Origin of the sequence: Curtobacterium sp. MWU13-2055, assembly GCF_023242305.1 — a bacterium.
Lineage (GTDB): Bacteria > Actinomycetota > Actinomycetes > Actinomycetales > Microbacteriaceae > Curtobacterium.
Window position 1 is genome coordinate 211876 of record NZ_JALLIO010000003.1, and the last position, 15838, is coordinate 227713.

The window sequence follows — 15838 nt, forward strand, 5'->3', positions numbered from 1 at the left end:
CCTCCGCCGTCACTCGCGTGACGTCGGTCGGGCCGGAGGGCACCGGGAGACACTCGTCCCCCGGGTTCAGGCGGGTGGTTCGCGGACGCTGGTCGTGCGGCGCCGCGAGGCCGTGGGAACGGCCTGGCTAGACGGCGGCCGCGACGCGCGGTCGCGGTGCGATCAGGGATCGCCGTGCGGGAGTGGTCCCCACGACGGACACGAGACCTGCGCGGGCGGCCGTCGCCACGGTTCCGGTCATGTTGTCCATCGTCACTCCAGTCGTCGTCTTCGTCACCGTTGTGTCCGCGGTGCCACCGGTCCCGAGGGATCGTCGGCTGCCTGTCGCGGAGCCTTACAGACTATTCACAGTGACTCGCAGCGCGCAATAGGGTGCCACGATTTGTTCACTTCAGTGGAAGAAGTGGCGCTCGCTTCAGTGGAAGAAGTGCCGCTCGCCCGTGAAGTACATGGCGACCCCGGCGGCCTTCGCTGCGGCGATGACCTCGTCGTCGCGGACGCTGCCACCGGGCTGGGCCACCGCGCGCACACCGGCGTCGAGCAGCACCTGCAGGCCGTCGGCGAACGGGAAGAACGCGTCGGACGCCGCGACGCTGCCGGTCGCACGGTCACCGGCACGGTTGACCGCCAGGTGGCACGAGTCCACCCGGTTGACCTGGCCCATGCCCACCCCGACGCTCGCGCCCTGGTTCGCCAGCAGGATGCCGTTCGACTTGACCGAACGGCTCGCCTTCCACGCGAACGCCAGGTCGGCGAGGGTCTGGTCGTCGGCGGGCTCGCCGGCGACCAGGGTCCAGGTCGACTGGTCGAACGCCGTGAAGCGGTCGGCGTCCTGCACCAGGAAACCGCCGGAGATCTGCTTGACCTCACGCGGGGCCAGGGCGAAGTCGGCCGGCAGCGTGAGCAGGCGGATGTTCTTCTTGCGCGACAGGATCTCGAGCGCCTCGGGGTCGAACCCGGGGGCGACGACGACCTCGGTGAAGATGTCCTTCACGGTCTCCGCCATGGCCACGGTGACCGGGCGGTTCGCGGCGATGACCCCACCGAAGGCGGACAGTGGGTCGCAGGCGTGCGCGGCGGCGTGGGCCGAGGCGATCGGGTCGGCGGCGTCGGCCGGGGCGATCGCGATGCCGCACGGGTTGGCGTGCTTGATGATCGCGACGGCGGGCTCGTCGAAGTCGAACGCGGCACGGACGGCGGCGTCGGCGTCGACGTAGTTGTTGTACGACATCTCCTTGCCGTGCAGCTGCGTCGCCTGCGCGATGCCGACGCCGTCGGTGCTCGTGTACAACGCGGCTGCCTGGTGCGCGTTCTCGCCGTAGCGGAGCGTGGCCGACAGGTCGGCGGTGAAGCCGAGGTGCTCGTCGAACGCGCCGGGCGTCTGGATGTCGCCGCTGGTCGTCGGCGCCGCAGCGGCCGCGACGACGTCGCTGGCGAAGTAGGACGCCACCGCGGTGTCGTACGCCGCGGTGTGCGCGAAGGCCTGGGCCGCCAGACGCTTGCGGAGTTCGAGCGAGGTGCCGCCGGCGCGGACGGCCTCGACGACCTCGGCGTAGGACGACGGCGAGACGACGATCGCGACGTTCGGGTGGTTCTTCGCCGACGCACGGACCATCGCGGGGCCGCCGATGTCGACGTTCTCGACCACGGTCGCGGTGTCGGCACCAGAGGCCACCGTCTCGACGAACGGGTACAGGTTCACGACGACGAGCTCGAACGCCGCGATCCCGAGGTCGGCGAGCTGCTGCTCGTGCGACTCGAGGCGCAGGTCGGCGAGCAGACCGGCGTGCACCGAGGGGTGCAGCGTCTTGACCCGGCCGTCGAGCGACTCCGGGAACCCGGTGACGCTCGCGACGTCGGTGACGGCGTACCCGGCGTCACGGATCGTCTGGGCGGTGGACCCCGTCGACACGATCTCGACACCCGACTCGGCGAGGGCACCGGCGAGCTCGAGCAGGCCGGACTTGTCGCTCACCGAGATGAGTGCGCGGCGGACCGGCACCACGTCACGGTCGCGGTAGAGGCTGGGGTCGGCTGCGTGCACGCTCATGCGCTCGGGGTGCCCTTCAGGTCGGTGGTGCCGTTGGCGATGTCGAGGATGGTCTGGATGAGCAGGCGGCGCTCGACCGGCTTGATGCGGTCGTGCAGCGTCGACTCGGAGTCGCCCGGGAGCACGGGGACGCGCTCCTGGGCCAGGATCGGGCCGGTGTCCACGCCGTCGTCGACCGCGATGACGCTCGCGCCGGTCTCGGTGACGCCGGCTGCCAGGGCGTCCCGCACGCCGTGGGCGCCGGGGAACTCGGGCAGGTACGCCGGGTGGGTGTTGATGATGCCCGGGGCGAACTCGGACACCACGGCCGGGGGCAGCAGGCGCATCAGGCCGGAGAGCACGAGCAGGTCGGGCGACCACGGGCGGATCTGCTCGGCGAGCTCGTCGCCCCAGGCCGCGCGCGAGTCGAAGCGGGAGAACGGCACCGTGAAGGTGGGGATCGAGAACTCCTCGCCCAGACCGAGACCCTCGGCATCGCGGTCGGCACCGATGGCGACGACACGGGCGGGGTACTCGGCGTCGAAGGTCGCTTCGAGCAGGGCTCGGAGGTTCGACCCGGTACCGGAGATCAGGACGACCAGTTCGAGCACGGCACCAACCCTACCGGGACCCGCGCGGCATGACGTCGGCGCTAGCGATCGTCCTTCGGACGGCGCCACCAGGGCAGCTCCTCGTCGGGGATCTGGTCGGTGACGTCCCAGTTCGTCGGACGGGCCGCCTGGGTGGGAACGGCTGCGGGGGCCTCGGGTGCGGCCGGTTCGTCGTCGACGTCGTCCCGTCCGGCGACGAACTCCTCGGTGCTCCACGGGAACGCTGGCTGCGCGTCGGTGTGATCGGGCGTGGACGTCGACGTGGCGGGCCGTTCCGGAGCGGGCGCAGGGCGCTGCTGCTCCGCTACGGCGTCGGCACCGGTCACGCGGTCGCGGAGTCCGCCGGCGCGGTCGCGGAGTCCACCAGCTCGCTCGCGGAGTCCACCGGCACGCTCCCGCACACCGTCGGCGGCACCGTGCAGCCGATCGCGCAGGGTACCCATCGCGGCACGTCCCGACGAGCGGGGCTCGTTCGGGCTCTCGTCCGACAGACGCTCCGAGGCGACGGCGTCGGTCTTCGCCCAGGCCGGCAGTTCCACGTCGTGGTCCGGGTCGCGCGGGGGCGTCCGAGGCGTTGCGACGGGCGCCGGCGCGACTGGTTCGTCGGCGATCGGTTCCGTCGGGCGCTCCACGGCGGTGCGGGGGCGGGCAGCGGTCGACCCGTCGTGGGACTCCTCGACGACGAACCGGTGCACGTCGGTGGTCCGTCCCGCGCCGGCCTGGTCGAGCGCGGCGAGGAGCGACCCCGTCCCGGCCTCGGCTCCGCTGCGGTCCGCGTCGTCGTCGTCCGCCTCGGTCCAGCGCTCCCGTGTCCAGCCCCGGTCGGGCAGGCGGACGAGGTCGCTGCCAGCGGCGAGGGCGATGACCGCCGGCAGGCCGATCTCGAGCGCGGCGAAGCCACCCACCACCAGCGCGTGTGGGCCGACGTCGGCCAGTCGTCCGGGGCCGAACGATCCGGACGACACCCAGGCGATCAGCCCGGTCAGGACACCGGCGACGATGCCCGTCGCGACACCGGCGAACGCTCGGTGGAGTGCGGAGTCGGCGTTCCCCAGCGCACGGACGAGTCGCGGGCGCATCGAGCCGCCGATCGCGAAGCCGGCGACCACCGGCACCAGGATCCAGACCAGGCCGAAGGTGTGGCCCGAGGTCGGCAGTGCGCCGAAGACCGGCAGTCCGGGGATCGGTCCGAGGGTCGTGGCGATCGGGGACACGCTCGAACCGGTGCCGATGGCGAACCCGGGGCCGATCAGCCACGACGTCGCCCACCCGACGAAGTCCGGCAGGAACGCGAGCTGCCCGACCGTGAGGGCGATGCCGCCGATCACGCCGGCGTGGGACTGCTCGTACAGGGTGATCACCTCGGCGAACGAGGTGAAGAGCAGGAGCGCGACGACGACCCCGGCGAACGCGACGACGACTCCGGTGGCGGCGGTCCCGGCACGGAGACCGAACCCGGCGATCGCACGCCAGAGCACGGGCACGCGGTCGAGCAGGTCGAGCACACGCTGGGTGGCGGGGTCCGCCGGAAGGTCCCGCCGGCGTCGGCAGACCTCCGAGCTGATGAGCGCCGGGATCCCGAACCACAGCGCGGGCAGGACCACGGCCTGCCAGATCGTCGGCTGCGTGGCGGCGGAGGTCGACGACAGCGCGACGCCGAGGCCGAGCGCCGCGACGACCGCCGTCCCGACCAGCAGGCCGGTGGTGCGGTGCTCGGTCTCCGCGAAGCGTCGACCGGCGCGGGCGCCGAGCCAGGCGGTCACGACCGCGAAGCCGAGCGCCGCGAGCGTCACGTGGATGGGGTCGGCGGCACCGCTGACCCCGGAGCTCTTCGCCAGCGCGGACCCGAGCAGGAACGAGACGTCGACGCCGTGGCCGACGAGCCAGACGCTGCCGGTGGCCTTCCAGAACACGTCCCAGTCGATCTGCAGGCCGTACTCGAAGCCCCACAGCAGGGTGAGCGGCACCAGTGCGATCCCGATGCCGACGCCGACCGTCACGACCGCCTCGATCGCGGCGAGCAGAGCGGTTCCCAGGCGGTTCATCGCAGCGAGGATACGTGAGCCGACCCCCGAACGACGGGAGGCTCGGCGCGGAACCCGCACCGAGCCTCCCGGCTTCGTCCCGACCGTGTGCCGGGCGATGGCCGCTAGCGGGCGGCGACGACCTCACGCAGCAGCGCAGCGGTCTCGGACGGCGTCTTGCCGACCTTCACGCCGGCGGCCTCGAGCGCCTGCTTCTTCGCCTCGGCGGTGCCGGCGGAACCGGACACGATCGCTCCGGCGTGGCCCATCGTCTTGCCCTCGGGGGCGGTGAAGCCCGCGACGTACCCGACGACCGGCTTCGTGACGTGCGCCTTGATGAACTCGGCTGCGCGCTCCTCGGCGTCGCCACCGATCTCACCGATCATCACGATGGCCTCGGTCTCGGGGTCGGCCTCGAACGCGGCGAGCGCGTCGATGTGCGTCGTCCCGATGACCGGGTCGCCGCCGATGCCGATGGCGGTCGAGAAGCCCAGGTCCCGCAGCTCGTACATCATCTGGTAGGTCAGGGTGCCCGACTTCGAGACGAGACCGATCGGGCCCTTGCCGGTGATCGTCGCCGGGGTGATGCCGACGAGCGACTCCCCCGGGGTGATGATGCCGGGGCAGTTCGGGCCGATGATGCGGGTCTTCCCGCCGAGCGCCTTGGCGTGCGCCCAGAACTCGGCGGCGTCCTGCACGGGGATGCCCTCGGTGATGACGACGACGAGCGGGATCGCGGCGTCGATGGCCTCGAGCACGGCGTCCTTGGCGAACGCCGGCGGCACGAAGACGATGGAGACGTCGGCACCGGTGGTGTCGATGGCCTCGCGCACGGTGCCGAAGACGGGCAGCGACACGTCACCGTGGGTGACGGTGGTGCCGGCCTTGCGGGCGTTGACGCCACCGACGACCTGGGTGCCGGCCTTGAGCATGAGGGCGGTGTGCTTGGTGCCCTCGCCGCCGGTGATGCCCTGGACGATGACCTTGGAGTCCTTGTTGAGGAAGATCGACATGGTCAGTCCCTTCAGGCCGCGGCAGCGGCGAGTTCGGCGGCCTGCTCGGCCGCGTCGTCCATGGTCGCGGCGACGGTGACGAGCGGGTGCGCTGCCTCCGCCAGGATCCGTCGGCCCTCTTCCACGTTGTTGCCGTCCAAGCGCACGACGAGCGGCTTGGTGGCCGCGTCGCCGAGGATCCCGAGGGCGGCGACGATGCCGTTCGCGACGGCGTCGCAGGCGGTGATGCCACCGAAGACGTTCACGAAGACGCTCTTCACCTGCGGGTCGCCGAGGATGACGTCGAGGCCGTTGGCCATGACCTCGGCCGAGGCGCCGCCACCGATGTCGAGGAAGTTCGCGGGCTTCACGCCGCCGTGGCGCTCACCGGCGTAGGCGACGACGTCGAGCGTCGACATGACGAGGCCCGCACCGTTGCCGATGACACCGACCTGGCCGTCGAGCTTGACGTAGTTCAGGCCGTGGGCTTTCGCCTTGGCCTCGAGCGGGTCCTCGCTCGCGGAGTCCTCGAGGTCCTTGTGCGCGGGGTGGCGGAAGTCGGCGTTCTCGTCGAGCGAGACCTTGCCGTCGAGCGCCAGGATCTGGCCGTCGCCGGTGCGGACGAGGGGGTTCACCTCGACGAGCGTGGCGTCCTCGCCCTTGTAGACGTCGTAGAGCTTCGAGAAGACGTCGGCCACCTGGTCGACGAGCTCCGCCGGGAACCCGGCCTGCTCGGCGATCGCGCGACCGGCGGCCGCGTCGATCCCGGTGAGCGGGTCGACCTCGACGCGGGCGAGCGCCTCGGGCTTCTCGACCGCGAGCTGCTCGATCTCCATGCCGCCCTCGACGCTGGTGAGCGACAGGTAGGAGCGGTTGGCCCGGTCGAGCAGCACGGAGAAGTAGAACTCCTCGGCGATGTCGGCGCCCTGGGCGATCATGACGCGCTGCACGGTGTGGCCCTTGATGTCGAGCCCGAGGATCGCCTGGGCGTACTCGAACGCTTCGTCGGGGGTCTTCGCGACCTTGACGCCGCCGGCCTTGCCGCGCCCACCGACCTTCACCTGGGCCTTGACGACCACGACGCCACCGATCTTCTCGGCCGCCGCTCTCGCCTCTTCCGGGGTGTCGGCGATGATCCCCTGGAGGACGGGGACGCCGTAGGACTCGAAGAGGTCCCTGGCCTGATACTCGAAAAGATCCACGCTGTTCTTCTTCCCGCACGGTTCGTGCGATCGGCATCGGTTTCCCGGTCGCGCACTCCACATCGAGGGTCGCTCGATGTCGAGACAACGGCCGTCACGCAGCCTAGCGCGGCGACATGGACGTCGAGACAACGGGCGGCGCGGGACGCAGGGGAAGGCGCGGTCGCTCGACCACCCGTCGGCGACCGCGCTCCACTCCCCCGAGCACCGGCAGTGTGCACGGCCGTCGTGACGGGGAGGTGTCCCGGAGGTGAACTCGCGCACCCTGGACGCCGCTCTCACCGACCCGGCGTACACCGGAAGGCCCGAACCACCGGATGGCCCGAACCACCGGATGGCCCCAACGAAGGAGCGCGCATGACCGCGGAACAGAACCAGCAGGCACAGGAACGACTCGGCGAGATCCTGGAGGCGCGGGCCTTCGACCGCTTCCCCGAGGTGTGGGCCGAGGACGTCGTGGACCACGACCCCGCGCCCGCCCAGCAGCCCGGTCTCGCGGGGATCGTCGACTTCTGGACCGAGTTCACCACCGCGTTCCCGGACCTCACGCTCGAGCCCGACCCGCTCGTCGTCACGGACGACTACATCACCGCGGTGTTCACGATCCGCGGCACCCACACCGGTCCGTTCCAGGGCCACGCGCCGACGGGTCGCACCTTCGAGGTCCGCGGCATCCAGGTCTCGAAGTTCCGTGACGGCAAGATCGCCGAACGCTGGGGCGCGACCGACGAGAAGGGTCTGGCGGAGCAGCTCGCGCTCGGCTCCGGCGACGTCCACTTCGTCAGCGCCTGAACACCATCGGACACCCGGCACCACCCACACCCAGGAGGACACCATGAGCGATCCCGGCATCAGCCCCGTCGACGACTTCGAGGCCCAGCAGCGCCGCGACGACGACATCGACCGCGAGCACGTCGGCCCGTACGAGGTGGACGAGTCCGAGGAGTCCCTCGAGACCGTGACGAACGACGCGGTCGCCGGCGAGACCGTCGAGCCCCAGCGCGGTGACGGTACCGACGACGGCCCGACCGGCGGCTCCCCACGCGAGGGGTCGCCCGACCTGTGGGAGCACGACGCCGACGAGGACCGGCCGGACCTCGGAGGCGACCTCGGCACCAAGCCGCTCTGATCGACTTCCCTGGGCTCCGACCCCAGGGATCCGCGGAACACGGCCCGTAGCATCGGGCCGTGTTCCGTCGCGTCCGAGCCAGCGTCCGCAGCATGCCGTCGGCCGCCCGCCTGGTGGCCATCGCGGCGATGCTGCTCGTCGCGGCCTCCGCACACCTCGCCGCGCAGTCCGAGCCGGCGGGTCGATGGGTCCCGCTCCTCGCGGTCGCGGTGGTCGGAGCCGTCGTCACCGGAGCACCGAGCCGCCTCTGGCCGCTCCCCGCGATCTGGCTCGTCGCGACCCTGCTCGCCCTGACGGGCGACGTCCGGGTGGACGGCACGTACCTGGTGATCGCCCTCATGACCGGCGCGCTTGCGCTCGTCGCGGCGATCGCCGCTGACCTCGTCCCCGTCCTGCGCGCGCGACGCCGACGGGGTGGACCGTGACCACCCCACGGCCTGGAGGCCCGGTGCCGGGCCCGCCACGTCCCTCCAGTCACGGCCGTCACCCCGCTGGCGCGGTGCGCCGGAACCGGCTGGTGGGGCCCACCTCCCGTCCGTCGTCCGGTCGCGTCCACGACCGCAGCCTGCGTCGGTTCCTCGGTGACAGCACACCCGTGGCCGCGGGCGGCCGCGCCATCCTGCTGCAGATCGCCGACCCGGTCGTCGCGGCGGGGGTCCGCCGGCACTCGGACTTCGCCCGTCGACCGCAGCAGCGGCTGGCCCACACCCTGATGTTCGTGTACGCCGTCGTCTCCGGCACGGAGCGTGACGCCGCGATCGCCGCGGGTTTCGTGAACCGGGCCCACGCGCCCGTGACCGGCGCGGACGACGTCGATCGGCAGCTGTGGGTGGCCGCGACCCTGTTCGACTCGGCTCGTCGGGCGCACGACCTGTTCGGCGCTCCCGTCACGGCGGAACGCGCCGAGGCCGTGCTCACCGCGTACGCCCCGATCGCGACGACGCTGCGGGTGCCCGCCGAGCGCTGGCCGACCTCGGTCGCGGCCTTCGACGAGTACTGGGCCGACGCCCTCGAGCGGCTCGAGGTCACCGACGACGCCCGCGGGGTGGTGCGTGACCTGCTCCACCCGCGGTTCGCGCCGCTCTGGGTGCGTGCCGCGATGCCGCTCGTCCGGATCGTCACGGTCGGGATGCTGCCGGAACGGCTGCGGACCGCGTACGGGTTCGCGTGGGGGCCGCGCGAGCACCGTCGGTTCCAGCGGACGGTCGCCGTGGTCAGCGGGGTGCGGTCGGTCCTGCCCGGGGCCCTGCTGCGGCTGCCGGGTCCGCTGCTGCTGCGGGCGATGCGCCGGACGGCCGGGCGACACGCCACGGTACGGTAGCGGGCATGTCGGTCGACCACTTCGCCATCACGGTCCCGCGCTCCTGGTTCGAGCTGCCCGTCGAGCCGGAGCGCCGCGACGACCGGATCAGCGCCCTCGTGCAGGAGCGCATCGAGGACCAGCGCGAGCTCTGGGACCACCGCACCGAGATCGTCCGGGCCCTCCGTCGGTTCGCGCGGTCGGCGTGGGACAGCGGTGCGCGGTACTGCGCGGCCTTCGCCGAGCCGAGCGAGGACGGCATCGTCTCCGGCGCCCTGACCGTCACGGTCCTGCCCGCTCCCGAGGCCGGCGGCGACCCGCTCGCCGCCCTGACCGACCACGTCGCCGCGCTCGGCGGTGACGACGACGGCATGCACGTCGACGTGCACGAGGTCCCCCGCGTCGGTCGGGTGCCGCGCGTCTGGGGCGTCTCGACCGTGCAGGCGCCGGACGGCCGCGGCTCGTTCGACGTCGTGCTCATGCAGACGTTCGTGCCGGCGGGCGACCAGGTCGCGCTGGTGAGCGTGTCCTCGCCCGCGACCGACCTGGCCGAGCCGCTGTACGAACTGTTCGAGACCGTGACCGACACCTTCGAGCTCATCGACTCGGCCGCGGTCGGCGGCGGGGTCGACTGATGCGGATCTGGCCGTTCCGGAAGCGTCGGAAGCCCGTCGAGCCCGTCGTCGAGCGGGTCACCGTCGACGACCTCGCGCGGATGGCGCAGCGCGGCGAACTCGCCCGCGCGGTCGTCACGCCGCCGCCGGCTCCCCGCGCCAGCGCCGACCGGGTGCGGGCGACCGTCGCGCAGCTGCCCGGGCGTCCCCTGGGCTCCGCCGGTGGCACGTCTCGCCGCGACGCGGCCCCGGCCCGGCAGACCGCGGCGGCCGTCCTGGTGCTCGACGACCACCAGCGGGTGACCGTGTCCGGTGGCGGGCTGATCGGCCGTGATCCGGCGAGCGCCCACCCGGACGGCGGCTACGCGCACATGATCGCGCTCGAGGACCCGGACAAGCTACTCAGCCGCACGCACCTGGAGTTCGGCTTCGGTGCCGAGGGCTCGCTCTGGGTGCTCGACACGGCGTCGGCGAACGGCGTCGAGCTGCAGCGGCCGGGGTTCCCGGCGACGATGGTGCCGCCGGCGCAGCGCACCGTGGTGCAGCCGGGCGACGTGGTCGTGTTCGGCGGCCACACCCTGCGCGCCGAGCCGCAGACCGCGCTGGTCGGCGAAGCCCCACTCGGCTGACGCCGAGCGGCGCAGCGGCGCGACGCCGGCGCGCGACCTCGCGCCGTCCCCGTCAGTCGGCGGGTACCTGCACCAGCCGCAGCGCCTGGTCGGCGTCGTTGAGCAGTGCCCGACCCGGCACCCGGTCCTGCGTCACCAGGCTCTTCGACAGCTTCGTGCCGATCAGGTCGCCGTCGATGGTGCTGAGCGGCGCGAGCAGCATCCCGCGACGGGCCTTCTTCGCGTCGACCTGCCATCCACGGAACCCGCTCGCGACGCCCTCGACGTCGCCGGCGATGACCAGCCCGACCGAACGACCCCGGTCGGAGTCCATGACCGCCCGGAACACCGGTTCGGCCGGGGTCTCCTTGAGCGCCTCGGCGTCGTCGACGAGCACGAGCGTGAAGCCGTCCGAGCCGGTGTCGATCGCGGCGGAGAGGCCCTCGGCCCCGATCCCGCCGTCGGTGACCACGGTCGCGCGCGGTGCACCCTCGAGTGCCCGGAGCGGGGAGTCCCGCGGCGTGACTGCGACGACCGACCCACCCGCGGACAGGACGTGCCGGGCCATCGCGACGAGCGCGGTGCTCTTGCCGGAGCGCGGGCTGCCGGCGACGATGAACACCGGGGTGTCCTGCACGAAATCGTGGGTGAAGAGCCGGAGCTCGTCGCCGCCGACGCCGAGCGCGACCCGGCCGACCGAGGCGTCCGCCGAGGGCAGGTACCGCACGGCCTCCTCGAACGTGATGGACCGCGGCAGCACGTCGATCCGGAACGGCTTCGGCACGGTCGCGGGGACGTGGGCGCGGACCTCGTCGCCGATGCCGCGGATCGCCGCCGCCTGGTCGCGTCCGCCGAGGCCGCCGGGCAGCACGGCGACCTGGGTCTCCGTCGCAGTGGCGTTCCGGAAGCCGCGGCCGGGCGGGATCGACTCCGGCAGCTTCTTGCCGTTGATGCCCTCGTAGTTGTAGTCGCCGCGGTCGGCCAGGGCGAGCAGCAGCTTCCGCTCCACCTGGCTCGACATCCGGCCGGAGGTCAGCGTGCGGTCCCCGGAGACGATCAGGTGCACGCCGACGCCGACGCCCTCGCGCAGCAGCGTCTGGACGGCGTCGTGCAGCGCACCGTTCTCGGCGTCGGCCAGGGTCGCCATGAAGCTCTCCCACTGGTCCAGGAACACGACGACGTGCGGCAGCGGGGTGGTGTGCTCGTCGGACCGCTGCTCGGCGATGGACGAGTACCCGCCGCTCGCGAAGGCCGCCTGGCGCTCCTGCACGGTGCGGAGCAGGATGCCGAGCAACCGCGAGACCCGGTCGGGCTCGTGCCGCTGCACCACGGCACCGCAGTGCGGCAGGGCCCCGAGCGCGAGCAGGGCGCCGTTGCCGCAGTCGATCCCGTACATGTGCACGTCACCGACGCCGAGGCGCAGGGCCATCGCACCGGCCAGGGTGCGGAGCGTCTGGCTGCGGCCGGAGCGCGGCGACCCGATGACGAACAGGTGGCCGTCGGCGTCGAGGTCGAACACGGCGGGGCGCTGCTGCTGGTCGGCGGGGTGGTCCTCGACGCCCCAGGCCACGGCGAGCGGCGGCAGCTCGGCGGCGCCCGCGGCACCGGCGGCTTCGACGTCGTCGAGTCCGACGACCGCGCCGAGCGGCGGCAGCCAGGGCTTCCGCTGCTCGGGGGTGCCGAGGGCGCGGGTGGCGTCGCCGATCGACGCGACGAGGACGCTCAGGTCGGTGACCTCCACGTCGCTGGCGGCGGCCTCGACGGCTGCCGGGCGGGGGGCTGGTTCGCTGTACGAGGCGAAGGTGAGTTCGCGGACCAGGGCGGGCCGGGCCTCCTGGTCGTCCGTGCCGGGCCGACGCCCGCCCACCCGACCGGACTGGAAGGGCAGCAACGAGGCCGCGCCGAGCCGCACGTACGCGCGACCGGGCGTCGTCTTCGCGATCCGCGCGGCGTCGTTCGCGCCGATGACGTCCTGGCTCTCCGACTGGTCGGTGACGCGCAACGCGATCCGCAGGTTCGTGTTGGCGCGGATCTCGGGCGACACGACACCGCCGGGGCGCTGTGTGGCGAGCACGAGGTGGATGCCGAGCGACCGACCGCGCTGGGCGATGTTCACCAGGCCCTTGACGAAGTCCGGGAGCTCGCGGGCGAGCGAGGCGAACTCGTCGATGACGATGAGCAGCCGCGGCAGGCTCGGGATCGCGTCGCCCGACGCCGCGCGCTTCGCCTGCAGGTCCTGGTAGTCCTCCAGGTCCTTCGCGCCGACCTCCGCCAGGGCGTGCTCGCGGGTGCGCAGTTCTGCGCCGAGCGACTCCAGCGCCCGCTCCACCTGGTGGGTGTCGAGGTCGGTGACCATGCCGACCGTGTGCGGCAGGTCGACGCAGTCCTTGAACGCCGCACCGCCCTTGTAGTCGACGAGCACGAAGTTCATCTCGTCCGGCCGGTTCGCGACGGCGAGCGACGCGACGATCGTCTGCAGCAACTCGGACTTGCCGGAACCGGTCGTGCCTGCGACGAGTCCGTGCGGACCGTCGTTCCGCAGGTCGATCGCGAACGGCCCGTCGATCGAGGCGCCGATGACGGCGGTCGTGCTGCGTCCGCCGAGCAGCCACCGGGCCTGCACGGCCTCGGACGTCGGCGGTTCGAGCTGGAGGACGTCGAGCAGCCGCGCCGACGACGGGATGGCGCCGTCCTGCACGTCCGGGCTGGCGTCGACGATCGGCGACAGCGACCGGGCGACCCACTCGAGCCAGTCCTGGTCGACCAAGTCGGGTCGGGCATCGTCGATCCGCTCGCTGCGCTGCTGCGTGACCCGGATCCGGTCGTCGCGGACCACGACCACGGCGTCGCACTCCTCGGGCAGGAGCCGCTCGTCCAGGTCGAGGCAGATGCTGAACACCCCGACCGACGGCCCCTCCTTCAGCACCTGCACGAGCGACGGCATCGCACGCAGGCGTCGGGCGCCGTCCATCACGACCACGATCTCGTCGGCCGGCGGCGTCTTCTTGCCGATGCCGGCTTCCTTCCGGGCGTCGATGACCGCCGCGAGCTCGGCGATGGCCCGCGCGGTCGTCGCGGCGTTCGAGGCGATGCTCGTCATCGGCTGGTCGGCGCCGTCGCGGCGGACGTGCGGCAACCAGGACATCCACTCCCACAGCGCGGTCCGGGTGGTGTCGGTGAGCAGCGTGAAGGTGACGTCCTTCGGGCTCTGCAGCGTCGCGAGCTGCGCGACCACCCAGTTCGCCAGCCGTCGGGCGTCGTCGTCCGGACCGGCGATGCCGATCACGCCACGCTCCGCCAGACGGATCCGGACCGGCACGTCGGTCGCGTCCCACGCGACGGTCCGCTTGTGCGACAGCTGTTCCGGGTCCTCGATGGTCACCTCGGACCGCTGCGTCGCCGTGCCGACACGGACGAGCAGGTGGTCGGGGTCCGTCCGGCGCCGCTCCCACAGGCGTGGCAGCGGCGTGACCGCCGTCTCGTAGACGGCGGCCGGATCCGGGGCGCTCGCGATCCAGCGCGCACGTTCGGACTGGAGGCTCTCGGTCGCGTCCGCCTCGATGCGCGCCTTGGTGTCCTCGTACTCCACGATCCGCTGGCGGTACGTCTTCTTGCCCTGCCGGCGGCCCTGGAGGCCCGTGATGATCATCAGGATCGGTGACAGCAGGGCGATGAGCAGGTAGATCCAGCGACCGGTGGTCGACACGAACATCACGGCCATGCCCATCGGCGCCAGCGCCATCAGGATGGGCAGCGCCCGCGCCGGGGGTTCGGTCGGCGGTGCCGGCAGCTGGTAGCGGGTGTGCTCGTCGGGCGGCAGGATGCGCGGCGGGCGGTTGTACTCGAGCGACATGCCGTCGTCGGCCAGGGACAGGTGCGCCCCACGGTCCGGCGCCCGACCGAAGCCGAGCAGGACCCCGCCGATCGCCAGCTGCGCGGTCTCCGGCCAGTCGGTCTCCTCGGTGACGGCAGCACCGTCGAGCACTGCCCCGGCGAAGCCGTTCGCCGGACGGACCTTCGCGCCGTCGGCCGTGACCGACACGAGCAGGGCGACCTCCGGGACGGTGTCGGCCCCGGTGGCCTCGGCCTCGACCTCGGCGGTGGTGCTCACCGGGATGCGCACCGTGGCGTTCGTCGCCGTGCCGATCGTCACCGTGCCGGTGCCCACCCGCACGATGGTGCCGGCGTGCAGGCCCGAGACGATCCGGATCTCGGCGTCGGTCAGCGGACGGAGCGGCTGCGGCGGCACCTGCTCGAGGCTGCGGGCCACGACCACTCCCTCGCGCACACCGGACTCGGCGACCGTCGCCGCCAGGTCGAGCGGCTGCTCGCCGACGAAGTACGCCGGGGTCCGTCCGGAGGCCACGACGTCCGTCGCGATGAGGCGTTCGGCCTCGGCGACGAGCTCGCCGACCGCACGGGTGTCGTCCCCGTCGACGTAGACGTTGGCGGTCTGACCGCTCTCGCGGTCGACCATCGTGAACGTGAAGGTCATGGCATCCCCCGTAGCATTGACTACATGTCGCAGGACGATGGTAGTGTCCCCTGCAACACGCCCCGTTGGGGGGACATGACGAAACTCCGGGGAAAGGGAGTCACACCGTGGCGAACATCAACGTCTCGTACGCAGACCTCGAGGCAGCAGCCTCCGACCTCAAGGCGGGTCAGGCGGACATCGAAGACCGTCTCTCCGCCCTGCAGCGCAAGATCCAGCAGCTCATCTCCGACGGCTACGTCACCGACAAGTCGTCCGTCGCGTTCGGCGAGTCCTACGACGAGTTCAACCGTGGCGTGACCCAGACCGTCCAGGGGCTCGAGGGCCTGTCGACGTTCCTGTCGAAGGCGTCGCAGACCCTGTCCGAGACGGACGAGTCGCTCGCTTCCGGCCTCAAGGGCTGACACCGCTGACGACCCCGTGTCCCGCGATCGCGTGGGGCACGGGGTCGACGCGGTTCCGGTGGCGGTGGCTTCCGGTTCGTGATCGGGGAGGGATTGTTCCGTGGCTTCGAGACTGCTCGTTGACCTGATGGGGCTCGGGGAGCTCCAGACCGACCTGTCGACCGTGCACAGCACGCTCGAACAGGCGCACAAGCGCGTCGATGCGTCCGACGACGAGATCGGCTCGGGCACCGTGCAGGACGCCCTGCACGACTTCGACCACCGTTGGGGTGACAAGCGCGACAAGATCAGCGACTCGACGAAGGCGCTGGCGGACATGCTCAGCGCGTCCGTCGAGACCTACACCGAGACCGACGAGCAGCTCGCCCAGGCACTGCAGGTCAACGACGAGAACGGCGGCGGCGGACCCGCTGCCTCGAGGGCGGAGTAG

The 15838-nt window shown here is 72.3% G+C and carries 14 protein-coding genes; 8 read left to right on the top strand and 6 right to left on the bottom strand.

Annotated features, from left to right (window positions below):
• Nucleotides 1-415: 415 nt before the first annotated feature.
• From purH to sucC, 5 genes are all read right to left on the bottom strand, one after another.
• On the bottom strand, nt 416-2050 hold the full coding sequence (purH, locus tag M4960_RS08660; RefSeq protein ID WP_248704037.1) for a bifunctional phosphoribosylaminoimidazolecarboxamide formyltransferase/IMP cyclohydrolase: 1635 nt from the start codon (nt 2048-2050) through the stop codon (nt 416-418).
• Complete coding sequence (gene purN / locus M4960_RS08665; RefSeq protein WP_123936914.1) at nt 2047-2640, bottom strand: phosphoribosylglycinamide formyltransferase; 594 nt, start codon at nt 2638-2640, stop codon at nt 2047-2049. Before purN ends, purH begins: the two co-directional genes overlap by 4 nt.
• A gap of 41 nt (nt 2641-2681) precedes the next feature.
• Nucleotides 2682-4685, bottom strand: coding sequence for a DUF6350 family protein (locus M4960_RS08670; RefSeq protein ID WP_248704038.1), 2004 nt, complete (start codon nt 4683-4685; stop codon nt 2682-2684).
• Between the two features lie 104 nt (nt 4686-4789).
• On the bottom strand, nt 4790-5677 hold the full coding sequence (sucD, locus tag M4960_RS08675; protein ID WP_111085344.1) for a succinate--CoA ligase subunit alpha: 888 nt from the start codon (nt 5675-5677) through the stop codon (nt 4790-4792).
• Between the two features lie 11 nt (nt 5678-5688).
• Nucleotides 5689-6858, bottom strand: coding sequence for an ADP-forming succinate--CoA ligase subunit beta (gene sucC, locus M4960_RS08680; protein WP_123293226.1), 1170 nt, complete (start codon nt 6856-6858; stop codon nt 5689-5691).
• Nucleotides 6859-7215: 357 nt separating this feature from the next.
• Here sucC and M4960_RS08685 point away from each other — a divergent pair, with 357 nt between their 5' ends.
• From M4960_RS08685 to M4960_RS08710, 6 genes are all read left to right on the top strand, one after another.
• The gene (locus tag M4960_RS08685) at nt 7216-7650 is read left to right on the top strand and encodes an ester cyclase (protein ID WP_248704039.1); all 435 of its coding nucleotides are present in this window, start codon (nt 7216-7218) and stop codon (nt 7648-7650) included.
• A gap of 43 nt (nt 7651-7693) precedes the next feature.
• On the top strand, nt 7694-7987 hold the full coding sequence (locus M4960_RS08690) for a hypothetical protein (RefSeq protein ID WP_131877586.1): 294 nt from the start codon (nt 7694-7696) through the stop codon (nt 7985-7987).
• Nucleotides 7988-8046: 59 nt separating this feature from the next.
• Entirely contained in the window at nt 8047-8412 is a 366-nt protein-coding gene (locus M4960_RS08695; RefSeq protein WP_123293221.1) for a hypothetical protein, read from the top strand.
• A gap of 92 nt (nt 8413-8504) precedes the next feature.
• The gene (locus tag M4960_RS08700; protein ID WP_248704040.1) at nt 8505-9308 is read left to right on the top strand and encodes an oxygenase MpaB family protein; all 804 of its coding nucleotides are present in this window, start codon (nt 8505-8507) and stop codon (nt 9306-9308) included.
• 5 nt (nt 9309-9313) lie between these two features.
• Complete coding sequence (locus tag M4960_RS08705; RefSeq protein WP_248704041.1) at nt 9314-9922, top strand: hypothetical protein; 609 nt, start codon at nt 9314-9316, stop codon at nt 9920-9922.
• Nucleotides 9922-10530 carry an FHA domain-containing protein gene (locus M4960_RS08710; RefSeq protein WP_248704042.1) on the top strand — a complete coding sequence of 203 codons (609 nt, stop codon included), beginning with the start codon at nt 9922-9924 and terminating at the stop codon, nt 10528-10530. The genes M4960_RS08705 and M4960_RS08710 overlap by 1 nt, the downstream gene beginning before the upstream one ends.
• Before the next feature lie 52 nt (nt 10531-10582).
• Here M4960_RS08710 and M4960_RS08715 read toward each other — a convergent pair whose 3' ends face one another.
• The gene (locus M4960_RS08715) at nt 10583-15004 is read right to left on the bottom strand and encodes an FtsK/SpoIIIE domain-containing protein (RefSeq protein WP_248704043.1); all 4422 of its coding nucleotides are present in this window, start codon (nt 15002-15004) and stop codon (nt 10583-10585) included.
• 107 nt (nt 15005-15111) lie between these two features.
• Here M4960_RS08715 and M4960_RS08720 point away from each other — a divergent pair, with 107 nt between their 5' ends.
• Together M4960_RS08720 and M4960_RS08725 are read left to right on the top strand one after the other, a co-directional pair.
• Nucleotides 15112-15408, top strand: coding sequence for a WXG100 family type VII secretion target (locus tag M4960_RS08720; protein WP_071404660.1), 297 nt, complete (start codon nt 15112-15114; stop codon nt 15406-15408).
• Nucleotides 15409-15508: 100 nt separating this feature from the next.
• Nucleotides 15509-15838, top strand: coding sequence for a DUF6507 family protein (locus M4960_RS08725; RefSeq protein WP_123936922.1), 330 nt, complete (start codon nt 15509-15511; stop codon nt 15836-15838).

Coding starts and splice junctions, on each gene's coding strand:
- purH (WP_248704037.1), bottom strand. CDS start 2,050: ATGAGCGTGCACGCAGCCGACCCCAGCCTCTACCGCGACCGTGACGTG.
- M4960_RS08670 (WP_248704038.1), bottom strand. CDS start 4,685: ATGAACCGCCTGGGAACCGCTCTGCTCGCCGCGATCGAGGCGGTCGTG.
- sucD (WP_111085344.1), bottom strand. CDS start 5,677: ATGTCGATCTTCCTCAACAAGGACTCCAAGGTCATCGTCCAGGGCATC.
- M4960_RS08685 (WP_248704039.1), top strand. CDS start 7,216: ATGACCGCGGAACAGAACCAGCAGGCACAGGAACGACTCGGCGAGATC.
- M4960_RS08690 (WP_131877586.1), top strand. CDS start 7,694: ATGAGCGATCCCGGCATCAGCCCCGTCGACGACTTCGAGGCCCAGCAG.
- M4960_RS08705 (WP_248704041.1), top strand. CDS start 9,314: ATGTCGGTCGACCACTTCGCCATCACGGTCCCGCGCTCCTGGTTCGAG.
- M4960_RS08710 (WP_248704042.1), top strand. CDS start 9,922: ATGCGGATCTGGCCGTTCCGGAAGCGTCGGAAGCCCGTCGAGCCCGTC.
- M4960_RS08715 (WP_248704043.1), bottom strand. CDS start 15,004: ATGACCTTCACGTTCACGATGGTCGACCGCGAGAGCGGTCAGACCGCC.